Annotated in this window: 18 protein-coding genes and 1 tRNA gene; 11 read left to right on the forward strand and 8 right to left on the reverse strand. The window is 63.0% G+C overall.

Going from position 1 to position 15202, the window contains the following annotated elements; genetic code table 11:
• Nucleotides 1–136: 136 nt before the first annotated feature.
• Nucleotides 137–841 (reverse strand): dienelactone hydrolase family protein, encoded by a 705-nt coding sequence (locus tag NCR37_RS00005; RefSeq protein WP_250470949.1) that lies wholly within the window; start codon nt 839–841, stop codon nt 137–139.
• A 534-nt stretch (nt 842–1375) separates the two neighbouring features.
• Here NCR37_RS00005 and NCR37_RS00010 point away from each other — a divergent pair.
• Nucleotides 1376–2521: a branched-chain amino acid ABC transporter substrate-binding protein gene (locus NCR37_RS00010; protein ID WP_250470950.1), complete on the forward strand. Its 1146-nt coding sequence runs from the start codon at nt 1376–1378 to the stop codon at nt 2519–2521.
• 56 nt (nt 2522–2577) lie between these two features.
• Here NCR37_RS00010 and NCR37_RS00015 read toward each other — a convergent pair whose 3' ends face one another.
• Nucleotides 2578–3801, reverse strand: a complete 1224-nt coding sequence (locus tag NCR37_RS00015) for an MFS transporter (protein ID WP_250470951.1) — start codon at nt 3799–3801, stop codon at nt 2578–2580.
• A gap of 159 nt (nt 3802–3960) precedes the next feature.
• Here NCR37_RS00015 and NCR37_RS00020 point away from each other — a divergent pair, with 159 nt between their 5' ends.
• The 3 genes from NCR37_RS00020 to NCR37_RS00030 all read left to right on the forward strand — a co-directional run bounded on the left by NCR37_RS00020 (nt 3961) and on the right by NCR37_RS00030 (nt 6661).
• On the forward strand, nt 3961–4626 hold the full coding sequence (locus NCR37_RS00020) for a HugZ family pyridoxamine 5'-phosphate oxidase (RefSeq protein ID WP_250470952.1): 666 nt from the start codon (nt 3961–3963) through the stop codon (nt 4624–4626).
• Nucleotides 4627–4988: 362 nt separating this feature from the next.
• Nucleotides 4989–5291, forward strand: a complete 303-nt coding sequence (locus tag NCR37_RS00025) for an H-NS histone family protein (protein ID WP_248320803.1) — start codon at nt 4989–4991, stop codon at nt 5289–5291.
• 191 nt (nt 5292–5482) lie between these two features.
• On the forward strand, nt 5483–6661 hold the full coding sequence (locus NCR37_RS00030; RefSeq protein WP_250470953.1) for a cation diffusion facilitator family transporter: 1179 nt from the start codon (nt 5483–5485) through the stop codon (nt 6659–6661).
• Between the two features lie 8 nt (nt 6662–6669).
• Here the strand turns inward: NCR37_RS00030 and NCR37_RS00035 are convergent, their stop codons facing one another.
• From NCR37_RS00035 to NCR37_RS00045, 3 genes are all read right to left on the reverse strand, one after another.
• A complete protein-coding gene (locus NCR37_RS00035; RefSeq protein ID WP_008352298.1) occupies nt 6670–7128 on the reverse strand; it encodes an Lrp/AsnC family transcriptional regulator in 459 nt (152 codons plus the stop codon).
• 95 nt (nt 7129–7223) lie between these two features.
• Nucleotides 7224–7877: a 3'-5' exonuclease family protein gene (locus NCR37_RS00040; RefSeq protein WP_250470954.1), complete on the reverse strand. Its 654-nt coding sequence runs from the start codon at nt 7875–7877 to the stop codon at nt 7224–7226.
• On the reverse strand, nt 7874–8518 hold the full coding sequence (locus NCR37_RS00045; RefSeq protein WP_250470955.1) for an MBL fold metallo-hydrolase: 645 nt from the start codon (nt 8516–8518) through the stop codon (nt 7874–7876). The genes NCR37_RS00040 and NCR37_RS00045 overlap by 4 nt, the downstream gene beginning before the upstream one ends.
• A 665-nt stretch (nt 8519–9183) precedes the next feature.
• Here NCR37_RS00045 and NCR37_RS00050 point away from each other — a divergent pair.
• Nucleotides 9184–9786 (forward strand): septal ring lytic transglycosylase RlpA family protein, encoded by a 603-nt coding sequence (locus tag NCR37_RS00050; RefSeq protein WP_250470956.1) that lies wholly within the window; start codon nt 9184–9186, stop codon nt 9784–9786.
• Between the two features lie 51 nt (nt 9787–9837).
• Here NCR37_RS00050 and rsmI read toward each other — a convergent pair whose 3' ends face one another.
• A complete protein-coding gene (gene rsmI / locus NCR37_RS00055; protein ID WP_250470957.1) occupies nt 9838–10719 on the reverse strand; it encodes a 16S rRNA (cytidine(1402)-2'-O)-methyltransferase in 882 nt (293 codons plus the stop codon).
• 90 nt (nt 10720–10809) lie between these two features.
• Between rsmI and NCR37_RS00060 the strand changes: the two genes are divergently transcribed.
• The 6 genes from NCR37_RS00060 to NCR37_RS00085 all read left to right on the forward strand — a co-directional run bounded on the left by NCR37_RS00060 (nt 10810) and on the right by NCR37_RS00085 (nt 13724).
• On the forward strand, nt 10810–11163 hold the full coding sequence (locus tag NCR37_RS00060; protein WP_250470958.1) for a YraN family protein: 354 nt from the start codon (nt 10810–10812) through the stop codon (nt 11161–11163).
• Nucleotides 11164–11297: 134 nt separating this feature from the next.
• Nucleotides 11298–11885, forward strand: a complete 588-nt coding sequence (locus tag NCR37_RS00065; RefSeq protein ID WP_250470959.1) for a phosphoheptose isomerase — start codon at nt 11298–11300, stop codon at nt 11883–11885.
• A 23-nt stretch (nt 11886–11908) separates the two neighbouring features.
• Nucleotides 11909–12703 carry a BON domain-containing protein gene (locus tag NCR37_RS00070; RefSeq protein WP_250470960.1) on the forward strand — a complete coding sequence of 265 codons (795 nt, stop codon included), beginning with the start codon at nt 11909–11911 and terminating at the stop codon, nt 12701–12703.
• A 12-nt stretch (nt 12704–12715) separates the two neighbouring features.
• Nucleotides 12716–13063 carry a c-type cytochrome gene (locus tag NCR37_RS00075; protein ID WP_250470961.1) on the forward strand — a complete coding sequence of 116 codons (348 nt, stop codon included), beginning with the start codon at nt 12716–12718 and terminating at the stop codon, nt 13061–13063.
• 66 nt (nt 13064–13129) lie between these two features.
• A tRNA-Ala gene (locus tag NCR37_RS00080) sits at nt 13130–13205 on the forward strand.
• Between the two features lie 111 nt (nt 13206–13316).
• Nucleotides 13317–13724 (forward strand): VOC family protein, encoded by a 408-nt coding sequence (locus NCR37_RS00085; RefSeq protein WP_250470962.1) that lies wholly within the window; start codon nt 13317–13319, stop codon nt 13722–13724.
• Nucleotides 13725–13727: 3 nt separating this feature from the next.
• Here the strand turns inward: NCR37_RS00085 and NCR37_RS00090 are convergent, their stop codons facing one another.
• Nucleotides 13728–14279 carry a YaeQ family protein gene (locus tag NCR37_RS00090; RefSeq protein WP_250470963.1) on the reverse strand — a complete coding sequence of 184 codons (552 nt, stop codon included), beginning with the start codon at nt 14277–14279 and terminating at the stop codon, nt 13728–13730.
• Nucleotides 14280–14475: 196 nt separating this feature from the next.
• Complete coding sequence (sap1, locus tag NCR37_RS00095) at nt 14476–14820, reverse strand: surface attachment protein Sap1 (RefSeq protein ID WP_250470964.1); 345 nt, start codon at nt 14818–14820, stop codon at nt 14476–14478.
• Nucleotides 14821–15202: the final 382 nt, after the last annotated feature.

Raw genomic sequence — 15202 nt, forward strand, 5'->3', positions numbered from 1 at the left:
GGGCGCTATTATTAAAAAAAAATGGGGGGGCGGGGGGGGGGGGGCGGTGGGGGGGGGGTTGGGCGGTTTCGTGGTGTTGGGGGCCGGCCCCGCTTTGGGGGGGGGGGGGGGGGCGGCCCCCCCCCCCCTTCCGCTCTTACAGGTGCTGGCCGAGGAACGTCAGCGTCCGGCCGTGTGCGAGCGCCGACGCCTTCGCGTTGTACGACGCGCGATCGCCGCAGTTGAAGCCGTGGTCGGCGGCCGGGTAGACGTACAGTTCCGAATCCGCGCGGCTCGCGAAACGCTGGCGCACCGCGTCGACGGCGTCGGCGGGAATGTGCGTGTCGAGTTCCCCGTAGTGGAACTGGATCGGCGCCTTGACCTGATCGGCCTTATCCAATTGATTCTGAATGCCGCCGCCGTAGTAGGCCACGGCCGCATCCACCGAGCCTTGCGCCGCCGCGAGATACGCGAGCCGGCCGCCGAAGCAATAGCCGATCGCGGCGACCTTACCGCTCACTTCCGGCAGCGCGCGCAGCGCCGTGGCAGCCGCGCCGACATCCGCGACGGCCGAATCCACATTGGTCTTTTGCAGCAGCTCCATCGCCTTCTCGCGATCCGCGCCTTCGTAGCCGAGCTCGACGCGCGGCTGCGTGCGCCAGAAAACGTCCGGCGCGAGCGCGACATAGCCATCGGCGGCGTATTGATCGGCGACGCTGCGGATATGCGCGTTCACACCGAAGATCTCCTGCAGGATGATCACAGCGGGCCCCGTCCCCGTCTTGGGCACCGCGAGGTAGCCCTGAAAGCTGCCGCCGTCGGCGGGAATGTCGATCCATCGGGAAGTCACGGTTACGGTCACGTCGATGCTCCTTGCTTGGTTGACTGATAAGAACGCAGGCGAGTGAGTTTGCCAGCTTTCCCTTTCAGCCGCCTGAGCGCGGTCCTTCGTTGACGGGAGGCAGGCACGCGGATTGACCATGCAGGTGATTTTAGAGGTGCATGCCTAAAGCCCAAGCGTTAAACGGCTTTTGAAACTGGCTAATGGCGACGGGCGGCGCGCGATTATCGGCGGACTTGCGAAAGAACTAGAAGGCGGGCCGAAACCCGCATCGGTTGGGCCTCGCGGCGCGACCGCCACCACAAACGGGCGGCGTTCTCAACTGGCCGTTAATCGGTAGTCACACCAGTATCTTAAAAAACTTCCCTAAATTAATTTGACAACCCTACACTTCTCGCGCGGTGCGGATGGCGGCTGCCACAAACAGCCGGCCGGAAGGACTTGCCAAGTGCAATACGATGCATCCGGCGTGGTCGTCCACGGGACTGAGCGATCGTGATGAAAACGGGGCACAGGGCGATTACGTTGTTTTTGGGACCGAAACTGGAGACTTACATGAACACCAAGCTTCACAAAGTGTTGCCGATCAGCGCCGCAGCCGTGCTGTTCGCTACGTTGGCAACGTCCGCAGCAGCCGACCAGGTCGTCAAGATCGGTCACGTCGCACCGCTGACCGGCGGTATCGCTCACCTGGGCAAGGACAACGAAAACGGCGCGCGGCTCGCAGTCGAAGAGATCAACGCAAAGGGTCTCACCATCGGCGGCCAGAAGGTCACCCTGCAACTGGACCCGCAAGACGACGCAGCCGACCCGCGTACCGCCACGCAAGTCGCGCAGAAGCTCGTCGACGACAAGGTCGTCGCAGTGGTCGGTCACCTGAACTCCGGTACGTCCATCCCGGCATCGAAGATTTATAGCGACGCGGGCATCGTCCAGATCTCGCCGTCCGCAACGAACCCGACCTACACGCAGCAAGGCTTCAAGACGACGTACCGCGTCGTCGCGACCGATGCGCAGCAAGGCCCGGCGCTCGCGAACTACGCGGCGAAGAACCTGAAGGTGAAGAGCGTCGCCGTGGTCGACGACTCGACCGCGTACGGCCAGGGCCTCGCGAACGAGTTCGAGAAGACCGCGAAGTCGCTGGGTCTGAAGGTCGTCTCGCACGATGCGACCAACGACAAGGCCGTCGACTTCCGCGCGATTCTGACGAAGATCAAGGGCGAGAACCCCGACGCCGTGATGTACGGCGGCATGGACGCGACCGGCGGCCCGTTCGCCAAGCAGGCGAAGCAGCTCGGCCTGCGCGCGAAGGTGCTCGCGGGCGACGGCGTCTGCACGGAAAAGCTGGCTGACCTCGCTGGCGACGCGACCGACAACGTCGTCTGCTCGGAAGCAGGCATGGCGCTGGAAAAGATGGAAGGCGGTCAGGCATTCGCTGCGAAGTACCAGAAGCGTTTCGGCCAGCCGATCCAGATCTACGCGCCGTTCACGTATGACGCCGTGTATATCATCGTCGACGCAATGAAGCGCGCGAACTCGGTCGATCCGGCCAAGATCCTCGCCGCGATGCCGAACACGGATTACAAGGGCGTGATCGGCCAGACCACCTTCGATTCGAAGGGCGATCTGAAGCACGGCGTGATCTCGCTGTATGACTACAAGGCAGGCAAGAAGACGCTGCTCGACGTCGTCAAGATGTAATCGCAGTCGGGCGTGAGCCCAGAAGACGCGCGGACTTCGAAGGTCCGCGCGTTTTTTTATATCTTCAGGCGCCTGAGGATGCGCGGACCGATCAGCGCGATCGCCGCGCAGCACGCCGCGACGACGCACAGGCCGATGGGCAACGTGCTCACCTGCGCGACGCCGCCAATCAGCACCGGCCCGAGCAGCAAACCGAAGTACGCGAGCCCGGCGACCTGCGCAAGCCCTTCGGCCGCCGTGACGCCTTCGACGCGCGCCGCCGCCGCGAAGAGCACCGGCATCATGTTCGCGAGGCCGAGGCCCATTAGCGTAAAGCCCGTCATCGTGACAAACGCGTTCGGCACGACGAGCGCCATCACCATGCCGACGAAGGCGAGCCCAGCGCTGCCGAACACGAGTTGCGGGGCGCCGAAGCGCGCGCGCACCGCATCGCCGCCGAAACGCCCGGCCGCCATGCCGCCGGAAAACGCGGCGTACGCGGCGCTCGACAACGACGGCGACGCCTCGACCACATCGCGCATATAGACGGTGGCCCAGTCGTACATGGCGCCTTCCGCAATCAGCGCGACGAGCGCCAGGCCGCCCAGCGCCCACAGCGCCCCCGAGCGCCAGCGATTCGAGGACGACGCCTTCGCGTGCGCCTCGTGATGCGGCACGTGCGGCAGCACCGACGGCATCGAAGCCAGCAGCACGACGAGACTCGCGCCGGCTGCGAGCGCCAGATGCGCCGCCGGCGCGAGCCCGTGCGCGAGGAGCGTGCCGCCGATTGCCGCGCCCGCCATCCCGCCGATGCTGAACATGCCGTGCAGCGACGACATGATCGGACGCCCGAGCGCCTCTTCGACGGCGCTCGCTTCTGCGTTCATCGCGACATCGAGCGTGGCCATGCCCGCGCCGAACACCGCGAGCACGATTAGCAGCAGCCAGAAAGACGGCACGACGAGGATCAATGCGCCGCATACGGTCATCGCGACGCCGCCCGCCATGCATGCCGTGCGCGTGCCGGCGCGCGCGATCCACGATCCCGTGGTGATCATCGCGAAAATGGAGCCGCCGGCGACCGCGAACAGCGCGAGCGACAGCATGCCGGGGCTGAGCGCGAACTTGTCGCGCACGGTCGGGACGTGGACGCCCCACGACGCGTACATCATGCCCGCGATGAAGAAGACGGCCATCGTGGCGTAGCGGGCGCGCCGGCGCGTGGCTTGAGGAAGACTGCGATGCACCGCGAGCGATGGATTGGACTCGCGGGTGGAAGAAGCGGAAGTCGAGTCGGACACGGTTGAGCCGTTGGAAAAGTGGCGCGTGACGGCAATGACGCGGGACAACCGCCGATCATGCCGCCTTTCGCGAGAGCTTACGATTCTATCGAACGGCCAGGAGACACGCTGACCGGGCTGATTTACCATTTTCGGCAGTTCACATGTAGACCTCTTTTCATGAATATTCCGCCGCAAGCGCCGCTTCATTTGCTGCATCGTGTTTCGGAAGGAACGCTCGCGACTCATTCGCGCGATCCGGCCGGCTTTCCTTATCCGACTGCATTGCCATTCGCGCTTACCGCGCGGCATGCGCCGATGCTGCTCATCAGTCACCTCGCGGAACACACGCGTAATCTCCAAGCCGATCCGCGCGCCGGGTTTCTCGTCGCGCATGCCAATGGCGCAAGCGTCCTGGAAGGTCAGCGCCTGACTTTGCTGGGCACGTTCGAACCGGCGGCGAAACCGGATCACGAACAACTCGCGCGGCGATATCTGCGCTATCACCCGGATGCGGCGCGTTATCTCGCGTTAGGCGACTTCGCATTCTGGGTACTGTCGACGCGGCGCATGCGCTATATCGGCGGCTTCGGGGCGATGGGCTGGCTCGATGGAAATGAGATCGATCCGCTGGAACCGTTGAGCGATGACGAAGAAGCCGCGCTTTGCGCATTCTCCGACACCCATGCAAGCCGGCCAGCCGACGTTCAATTAATGGGGATAGACCGATACGGCTGCGATCTGCTCGAATCCGGCATGCGCAATCGTTTTACGTTCGATAAACCCAAGCTGAATGCTGAAGAACTGAAAGCCGCGCTCATAGACTGTTTCGAACGGCACGCGTAAGACGCATCGACTCGTATGCGCTTTACGACGACTGCTGACTGTCGCTGAGCCAGAAAATTGCATGAGAAGCTGCCATCTCATGAGAATTTGTGTGCAATGCAGAAGTGTTGTTTTCGTCTCATGCGATTCTCAGGCTCATCGGACACTGAATCGGAGAATTACGTCAACGTCAGCGCGTCAGCGTTCAATACGATGAGCGAGTCGGCAAATGTTACGAGTAATTAGCCAATACAATTAATCGTAATCCTTCTATGCCGCGATTTAGCGGAAATGTGTTAATCTGCGATTCAGTCCGAGGCTATACTGATAACCGAAGAGCGAGCACTCGACTCGCAAGCCAATACACTACTTAGGGATTTGCCATGCCTTCATACAAGGAACTGCTCGCACAGCGCGAGTCTCTCGAGCGTCAGATCGAAGAAGCGAAGTCGCGCGAATACGCCGAAGTACTTAATGAGATCAAGCAGAAAATGGCCGATTACGGCATCACGCTTCAGGAATTGGCCGGTGGCCGAGGCGCGAAAACCGCTAAGGCATCGCGCAGCCGCACGGGTGTCGCGCCGAAATACCGTGATCCCGAGAGCGGCAGCACGTGGTCCGGCCGCGGCAAGCCGCCCAAGTGGATTGCGGGTCAGGATCGCGATAGTTTCCTGATCGGCAAATAAGCCGCGCTTCGGTCAGAACGCGAAAAGGCCGCGCCCGAAGGCGCGGCCTTTTCGTTTTAGCCGCGCTATTCGCTCACTGTACTCAGTTAATCGTGCGGCGAGAATGCGTCGCGTTATTAAGTCGTTGATTCGAAAGCGGAACCGCCGGGTGCCTGATAAAATGCTGTCAATGAACACCGCGAGCACTTTACATGACACTTTCGACGGCGCATGCCACTGAGAAGCACGATGTCGCAGTTCGAACGACCTGGACGAGTATCGCGCTTAACAGCGGACTTACTACCGCCCAGCTTGCGGTCGGTCTTACTGCGCATTCGCAGGCATTGATTGCGGACGGCGTTCATTCGCTCGCCGATATCGTTTCGGATCTCGTCGTTCTGATTGCAAACCGAAAGGCGGCGGCCGTGCCGGACGTGGATCATAACTACGGTCATAGCCGTTACGAAACCGTGGCGTCGCTATTCCTCGGTGGATTGCTGATTGCCGTCGGCGTCGGCATGTTATGGCGCGCTGGCGCGCGCATCATGAATCTCGGCGAAATACCGCCGGTTCATGCGAGCGCCCTGGTCGTCGCCATAATCGTTCTTGTTTCCAAAGAGGCGCTGTTTCGCTATATGCTGCGCGCGGCTGAACGCGTGCGGTCCGCAATGCTCGTCGCGAATGCGTGGCATGCGCGATCCGATGCGGCTTCTTCGCTTGTAGTCGCGCTCGGCATCGTCGGCAGTCTCGCAGGATTCCGTATTCTCGATCCCATTGCGGCGGCGCTTGTCGGTTTTCTGGTAGGCCGAATGGGTTGGACGTTCGCGTGGGATGCGCTGCAAGACCTTTCGGACCGCGCGCTGGATGAAACGACCACTACCGATTTTCGCGGCCTTTTGCTGGGAACACCTGGCGTACGTGATGTGCACGACTTGCGTACCCGCAAAATGGGCGATCTCGCCATTGTCGACGCGCACATTCTGGTGGACCCGCTGATTTCGGTTTCAGAGGGGCATTACATCGCCGAGTCCGCGCGGGCGCATATCCTGGCCGATTCCCGGGTAATCGACGCGCTCATTCACGTCGATCCCGAAAGCGATGCGGTGAATCCGCTGCCCGGCAATTTTCCGCTGCGTTCCACGGTGACGAAGGCGGTGACCTCAGCGTTTTCGGAGCAGGGATTATCCGTCGATACATTGAACCTGCACTATCTGAAGCGCGGCTTCGACGTGGAAATTGTTCTGCCGTACGCGGCGGAGAGCGAGACGGCTCCCCGACTCGCGAATGTCGATCTGGATGCGCTCAGGCGAAGACTGGGCGCGCGTCAGATTCGCGTGACGCAGGCTGTGAAAGTGGCCGCGCCTCAGCCTGCAAGAAACGCCGCAGAATAGGCGCGCGGTTAAAGCGGCAATTGGGTATCGAACTTGATTTCCCGCAGAACGACGCTCGTGCGCACTTGCGCGACCGCTGGAATCTTGAAAATGCGATCGTGAAGAAATGCGTCGTACGCCTTGATATCGGGCGCGACGATCTTCAGGATGTAATCGGATTCGCCCGTCGTGCTGTAGCACTCGGTCACCTCGGGACAGGTGGCGATTTCGCGCTCGAATTGCTCGACTCCGCCTTCCGTATGGCGCGTCAGATGAATATGCGCGAGCGCGCAGACGTGCAGCCCGAGCTTTTCACGGTCGAGCAGCGCCGTATAACGCTGAATGACGCCGGACTGCTCCATGTCCTTGATACGGCGCCAGCACGGCGTACTCGACAGCCCGACCTGATCGGAGATTTCCTGAACGGAACGCCGCGCGTCCAGTTGCAGAAGACGCAGGATTTTTTGTGAGAATGTATCGAGAGTCAACTGCGCCTCCGTTCGGTCGCGATCTGACTCCAATGGTAGAGGCCCCAGAAAAGAAGCGCAATGCAACGTGGGCGCAACGAGGGAGATTCCCTAACTCATTGCCCTGCGGGCGGCGTTTTACCTTCAGGACGATTTTGCGTCGGTTCGTCAGCGCTCGCTGCCGATTGCGATGACGCCAAAGCCGCCTGCGACGCGCGCAGATCGGCGAGCATGTTGCAGAAGAGCGCGCCTTGCTCGATGGCGTCGTCGAGCGCCACATGCGTGTGCGGCAAGTCATCGAACCAGTGCTTCGGCAAGCGCGGCTTGATCGCCTTCCGATACGGCAGGCCGGTGATGGCGAAGGCGAGCGTCTTCATGTCCAGCGCCGACCACGAAAACGGGCAGCGTTGGGCGAAGCGCATCATGTACCAAAACATGTGTGTGAAGTCGAAGCCCGCCGGATACGCGACGAACACCGGCTTGCCCGGCAGCGCCTCGACCCATTCGACGTAATTCACGAGCGCCACTTCCGGCTTCTGCAGATCGGTCCGGCATGCGGCCCACGCTTCGGGCTGCGTTTTCCACCACGCGGCCTGCACCGGATGCGGGGCCGCGCCTTCCAGCGTTTCCAGATTCGCGGAGAAGGTGGCGATGAGTTGCTTGTCGGCCGTGTACGCCGCCGACGCGAAACTCAGCATCGAGTGCGGGCCGGGAATCGGGCCGTCGGCTTCGACGTCGGTGCTGACGTAGATCTCGGGAATCGCGTTCATGCGGCGACCCCATCGCGCACGAACGGATTCGTGCGGCGTTCCTCGCCGAAGGTCGATGCCGGGCCGTGGCCCGGAACGAACGTCACGTCGTCGCCGAGCGGCCAGAGCTGCTCGCGAATCGAACGGATGAGCTCGGCGTGATTGCCGCGCGGAAAGTCGGTCCGGCCGATGGAGCCGGCGAACAGCACGTCCCCGACGAACGCGAGCCGATGCTCGCGGCTGAAGAACACGACATGCCCCGGCGTGTGGCCGGGACAGAAGAAGACTTCCAGCGTCTCGTTGCCGAACTGGACGGTCTCGCCTTCTTCCAGCCATCGGTCGGGCGTGAATGCTTGCGCGTTCGCGAAGCCGAACCGCTGTGACTGCGCCGGCAACTGGTCGATCCAGAACGCGTCTTCCTTCTGCGGCCCTTCGATCTGCACGCCGTAATGATCCGCGAGCGCCTTGGCGCCGCCGCAATGATCCAGATGACCGTGCGTCAGCAGAACCTTCTCGACCGTCACGCCCTGCCGATCCACCTCCGCGATGATCCGCTCGATGTCGCCGCCCGGATCGACGACGGCCGCGCGGCGCGTCGCCTCGCAAACGACGATAGAGCAGTTCTGCTGGAACGGCGTGACGGGAACGAGAGTGACTTTCATCGGTCTGTCCGGGGGACGGCGCCTGTAAAAACGTTCATTGTACCGGCCGCTCCGAAGACGCGACGGTCGCGTGCGAAGGCTTGGGAAAGGCTATGGCAATCGGAAATTCTTGCGCCCATAGGCAGAATCAATGACGATTTCCACAGTCGGCGCAGCCAGACCCCGCTTTTTTTGTATAATGGGCTCACTAGTGCATGGATTTGGTCATGCCGTCAACGGGCGACTGCCGAAACGCCAGTGCGTTTTTACAATCGCCATCAGTAAGCTGTTAGGGGTCGAAAGCCTCGCAACTGCAACTCAACGCACCTTCTTGTAGGTGCACACGTCTTGTCCAGCCGGGCGCTGCGCGTCCGTTCGATGGCCTTTGCCGCCGTCACGCTGGATGGGGCCTACGCCGCCGTTCCTGCGCCGTCTCGTCGTCGAGGCGGGCACGAGCGTGATGCCACGTTCGATGGCGGCATGTGGGGTCTGGTCAGGCTGCCGGGGACAGGTTGCGCCAGACGTGAACGATAACCGGGCGTTTGCGGCACGAGTACGCCGCATCCGAGCATCAGTCTGCCGTTCGCCGAGGCGAGCGGCGCGCTGCTTTGCGCGGAGAAGCCTTTGGCTGCCTGACGCGCGCTCACAAGCGCGGCGCGGCGGCCCTTTACCGTTGGTAACCGCCTATGAATGCTCGATTCATTCGACATATCGCAAGCCTGTTCGCTGTCGGCGTCCTGGCAGGTTGCGCCGCGCCCGGTTCGGGCGACGTCGCGTCATATCATCAGACCACGCCTACCATTAGCATGGCAAGTGCCCGCTCGAATGCGCCGCTCGCGTTCGACACGAACCTGAGCACGGTTCCGGCCGACACCGCGAACAAGAGCCAGTCGCTCTCCGAAGCGCAGCCGATCACCGACGGTCCGGACGTCGGCGCGTTCGAACAAAAGGGCAAGGCTTCGTGGTACGGCCGCTGGTTCCATGGCCGCAAGACGGCGAGCGGCGAGAAGTTCGACATGAACGCGATGACCGCCGCCCACCGCACGCTCCCGCTCGCCTCATGGGTGCGCGTGACGAACGAGTCGAATCACAAGACCGTCGTGGTGAAGATCAACGATCGCGGTCCTTATGTGCGTGGCCGCGTGATCGATCTGTCGTATGCCGCCGCCGCCGCGCTCGGCATGCGCGGCGCGGGGACGCAAAAGGTGAAGATCGAAGGCCTGACGCAGCAGGAAGTGCGTGCGGCGCGCGAGCAGTCGCAGTCGCTCGCGGACGACAGCGTGAACTGAGCTTTTTCGCGCTGCTAGGACATGGACGGGCCGTCTTTCGACGGCCCGTTTTCATTCCTGCGCCGGCTTTTTGAGCTGCAGCGCGCGCTCGTACAGCGCATTGCGCGGCGCGCCCGTCAACGTCGCCGCAATCCGCGCCGCGCTTTTCACCGACAACTCCTCCAGCAGCGTAAGAAGCAGCGCATCGTGCGCGTCCTCGGCATCCTCCGCTTCGGGCGCGCCTTCCACGACGAGCACGAACTCGCCGCGCTGACGGTTCGCATCGCCTTCGAGCCACGTTGGCCCTTCGGCCAGGGTGCAGCGATGCAGGCTCTCGTGTAACTTCGTCAACTCGCGTGCGATCAGAAGCTGCCGCTCGCCACCCAGCGCATCGGCGAGCGCGCGCGTCGTTTCGACAATGCGATGCGGCGCTTCATAGAAGACGAGCGCCATCGGATGATGCGCCAGCGTGCGCAATTGCGAGGCGCGCTGCTTGGCCTTCGCCGGCAAAAAGCCGACGAACGTGAAGCCGTTGACCCACGCGCCTGCCGCGCTCAATGCGGTGACGACCGCGCTCGGCCCCGGAAGCGGAACCACAGCCAGGCCGGCTTCGCGCACGGCATCGACGAGACGCGCGCCGGGATCCGAAATGCCGGGCGTGCCTGCATCCGACACACACGCGACGCGCTCGCCGCTACGCAGATGTTCGATCACGCGCTCGGCCGCGCTGCGCTCGTTGTGTTCGTGCACGGCGATGGACGGCTTCGAGATGCCGTAACGCGCGAGCAGTTGCGCGGTGTTGCGGGTGTCTTCGGCGGCGATGCGATCGACGAGCGAAAGCACATGAAGCGCGCGCACGGTGATATCCGCGGCATTGCCGATGGGCGTAGCGACGACGTAGAGCGTGCCCGCCGGATATTGCTGCCTGGCGGCCAGTTCAGTGATTTGCAGCATGTGCGCGGACGGGCGTAGAGCAAAGAGGAGAGGACGTCATTTTGCCACGCGCGCTTCGGCCTGCCCGCCGACAACTTTCACGAGGCACGAATGTCCAAAACGCTCGGCGATGCCTTCGAGGCACGCGCGCTTCACTATCTCGAACGCCAGCGCATGCGTCTTGTCGCGCGAAACGTGCGCTGTCGCGGCGGCGAGATCGATCTCGTGATGATCGATGAAGGCGGCGCGCTGGTGTTCGTCGAAGTGCGGGCGCGCAGGAGCCGCCGCTTCGCGGACGCAGCGACGAGCATCGGCGCGACGAAGCGCGCGCGCCTCGTGCGCGCCGCGCAGCACTATTTGACGACGTGGCGCGGCGCGCTTCCGGCATGCCGCTTCGACGTGATCGCGTTCGACGCGGGCGAGATTCGCTGGTTGCCGGATGCGTTTCGCGCGGACGAGTCTTAGCGCGCGGTTCGGCGCAGGGTGCATGCGGTAAACTGCGCAGACTCAACGCCGGAACGCTCGCCGCGATTTGCGCGCGCTTCGCTACCAACGCCACACGCAACGAACGCCGCATCGCGGCCGAACACCGAGAGTCGATGTCAGTCGAACGCATTCAACAGCAATTCCGCGACAGCGCCGCGCTCACGCTCGAAGCACTCGATACGCTCGCGGTGCCCATCGCGGCCGCCGTCGATACGCTGTTCAGCGCGCTTGCCAACGGCTCGAAGATTCTCGTATGCGGCAACGGCGCCTCGGCGGCGGACGCTCAACGCTTCGCGGCCGCGCTGATCGGCCGCTTCGAGCGCGAGCGCCCCGGCTTGCCGGCTGTCGCGCTCACCACGGATTCCTCGATTCTCACGGCCATCGGCAACGACTTCGCGTTCGAGCAGATCTTCTCGAACCAGGTCCGCGCGCTCGGACACGCCGGTGACGTGTTGCTGGCGATCAGTTCATCGGGCAACTGCGTGAACGTGCTTGCCGCCGTGCAGGAAGCGCACGAACGCGAGATGGTCGCCATCGCGCTGACCGGCGACGGCGGCGGCGCGATGACCGACGTGCTCGCCGATACCGACATCCACATCTGCGTGCCGTCCGAGCGGACCGCGCGCATCCACGAAATTCATCTGTTGACCATTCATTGCCTGTGCGACGGCATCGACGCGATGCTGCTGGGCGAAGACTGAATCCAAAAGGGGGAACGGAGTTGATGAAGAAGACACGCGTCAAGGCGGCGCTGGCTCAAGCCACGCTGACGGTCAGCCTGTTGTCCGGCGTCGCGCTGACGCTGCAGGGCTGCGCGCTCGCCGTGGTGGGCGCGGCGGCGGGCGGCACGCTGATCGCCACGGATCGCCGCACGCTCGGCGCGCAGACCGAAGACCGCGAGATTCAGGTGAAGGCGCTTTCGCGGATCAAGGAAAACGTGTCCGATCAGGCGCACATCAACGTGACGGTGTTCAACCGGCGCGTGCTGCTGACGGGCGAAGTGCCTGACGACGCGTCCAAGCAAAAGGCCGAAGCTGTCGTGCGCGATATCAACAACGTGGGCGGCATCGTGAACGAACTGTCGGTGCAGCCGGCAAGTTCGATTTCGTCGCGCGCCAACGATTCGTACCTCGAAGGCCGCGTGAAGACCGCGATGGTCGGCGAGAAAGATCTGTCGACGAACTACTACAAGGTCGTGTGCGAGCGAAGCATCATCTATCTGATGGGCCTCGTCACGCAGGACGAAGGCGCGCATGGCGCCGATGTCGCGGCACGCGTGTCGGGCGTGGAGCAAGTCGTGAAGGTCTATCAGTACATCAAGCCGGAGGAGGCGAAGGCGCTGGCAGCGGCGGCGGCGTCGGGCGCCAGCGCATCGACGGCGGCGACGCCCGCGCCTGCGGAAGCGACGGTCGGCACGGTGCCGGATTCATCGGTGAGCTCCCGACCGCTCGATCAGCAGTCTCCGGCGCCCGTCAAGAATTCTGATGTGCGTCCGGGCAGTTCCAGTTCAGCGAAGTAATGGTGCGTGAAGATGGTTGAAGCAAGGTTTGTCGTGGCTGCGTTGTTGGCGGCATCGGGTTATGCGGCGGCGGATCAGCCGGTTGCGTCGGTCTCCTCTGCGAGCGCGATGGCGATTGCGCGCAGCAATGCGTGCATGGGTTGTCACGCGGTGGATCGCAAGCTCGTGGGGCCGTCGTTCCAGCAGGTCGCGCAGAAGTACAAAGGCGATGCTCAGGCGAGCGCGAAGCTCGCCAAGAAAGTGAGGGACGGCGGTGCCGGCGTGTGGGGCTCTATCCCGATGCCCTCACACCCGGCGATGAACGATGGCGACATCAAGACCGTCGTCGCGTGGGTGCTCGCGGGGGCGCCGCAGAAGTGACATGTTCTGGCGCAGCGGAGGGGCTTGCTTGCAGGCCGCTTCGCTGTGGTAGAATCGCACTTCGTTGGGGGGGTAGCTCAGCTGGGAGAGCGTCGCGTTCGCAATGCGAAGGTCGGGAGTTCGATCCTCCTCCTCTCCACCACGAATCCCAAAGGGCTCGGCACCACACCGAGCCCTCTGTATTTTCCGCGCCTCGCACACACCACATCCCGCGTACACTGCCCTCACGCACCCCGCGAGCGAGCAACGCACCATGCCCATCCAGATCCGCGAAATCGATCACGTCGTGATTCGCTGCATCGACCTCGACGCGATGATCCACTTCTACCGCACCGCGCTCGGCTGCGCGGTCGAGAAAGAGCAGCGCGATATCGGTCTCGTGCAGATGCGCGCCGGACGCTCGCTGATCGATCTGCTTGCCGTCGGCGCATCCATCGACCGCCCGGAGAGCGGTCAGCCTGGCGCCGGCCGCAACATGGATCACCTGTGCCTGCGCGTCGAACCCTTCGATGCCGCCGCGCTGCGCGCGCATCTCGAGACGCACGGCGCGCGCATCGGCGAAGAAGCGCGGCGTTACGGCGCCGAAGGCTTCGGTCCGTCGCTTTATCTCTTCGATCCCGAAGGCAACATGATCGAGCTCAAAGGGCCGCCGGAAGCCTGACCCTCACGCGCCCGGCGCCTTCAGCACGTCCCAGCGAATCGCCACCGGATCGACCGTCGCGCTGCCGAGCGACGCCTCGCCATCCTGTACCGTCAGTTGCAGGCGCATCGTCCGTTCGGCCAGCTTGCCGAGCGCTTCCGCCACGCCGTCCGCGAGCGACCACACCGTCACGTTCTGCAGGCGCTCGACCTTCGCGCGCACGCCCTGCCACCAGATGTCCGCCGTCTTTCCCGCGTACGCGATCACCACCACCCGGTCCGCGCGCCCGCTCGCCTTCGCAATGCGCCGTTCGTCGGGCTGGCCGGCTTCGATCCACAGCTCGATCTGGCCGGTGAGGTCCTTCTGCCAAAGGTCGGGCTCGTCGGTATCCGAAAGGCCCTTGCAGAATTCGAGTCGCTCGTCGGCGAAGAGGCCGAACGCCGCGACGCGAATCATCATGCGTTCATCCGTCTCGGACGGATGCCGCGCGATGGTCAAGGAGTGATCGCCATAGTAATGACGGTCCATGTCGGCGATCTGGAGATCGGCCTTGTAAATGGTGGATTTCAGAGCCATGCAGCGATGACGCCGGCGCTCGCGACCGGCGATTCATAAGAAGTTGGAAAGCGGCACGGCGCAACGGCGAAAGCCGCACATCGGACGCGATGAGCCCGACATTGTGCGGCGAATCGATGTGGAATTGGAAGTGCGGATCGCGCGGTCACCCCGAGCGGGCGACCGCGCCGTTTTCAAGGCGCTCGAATACGACGGCCTATTGATCGATAAAGCGATCCGCGGTCCACATGCCTTGCGTGTCGCTATTCGCTGCATTCACGAATTCGATGTCGTGGCCGACCACGCGCAGCACGCGAAAATGCGAATCCACCGGCGTCGATATGCACTCGTAGCCTTCGAAAAACTGCTGCATTCGCTGATGCTCGCCGGCTCTCGCGTGCTGATCCGCTGAATCGAATTTATCTTTCGACAAGCAGCCGTACGAATTCGGCCTGAATTTGAACGTCTGCTGGGGCTGGATGGCGTTGTCCTGCGCATAGGCCGCGGAGACCGCGACAACCAAGCTCACCACGGCGAAGACAGCACTGGCGCGTTTCTTCATGAATAGAGCCTCCGGACTCAAGCCGCGACATTAGCAACGTATATAAAACCCGTTCCGTGAACTCATGCTAAATGAGCGGCGTCGCGTTGCAAGCATATGTTGTGTGCGATTGCAACAAGACGCAATGTCGCAGTTTTTATCTCCGAGATTACTCGCGGTCCCCGTTACGACGAACGGCCGATTAACGGGCGAAAGTGAAAACGAATTCACCGAAAGGCGCGTGTTGGTGCGGCGATTTGTCTCGTTCCGCTTTTGATGCGCCGCAGAAGCGGTCCCAGTCGGGCCGCGACAACGCGCATAGCAGCCGACGGTCAGTGGCGGAAGCTAGCCGAACGGCCTATTGTCACGCACGCCGGTTCGTGGATAAATCGACGGCATTACT

It is taken from the genome of Caballeronia sp. GAFFF1 (genome assembly GCF_023630705.1).
Taxonomy (GTDB): Bacteria; Pseudomonadota; Gammaproteobacteria; order Burkholderiales; family Burkholderiaceae; genus Caballeronia.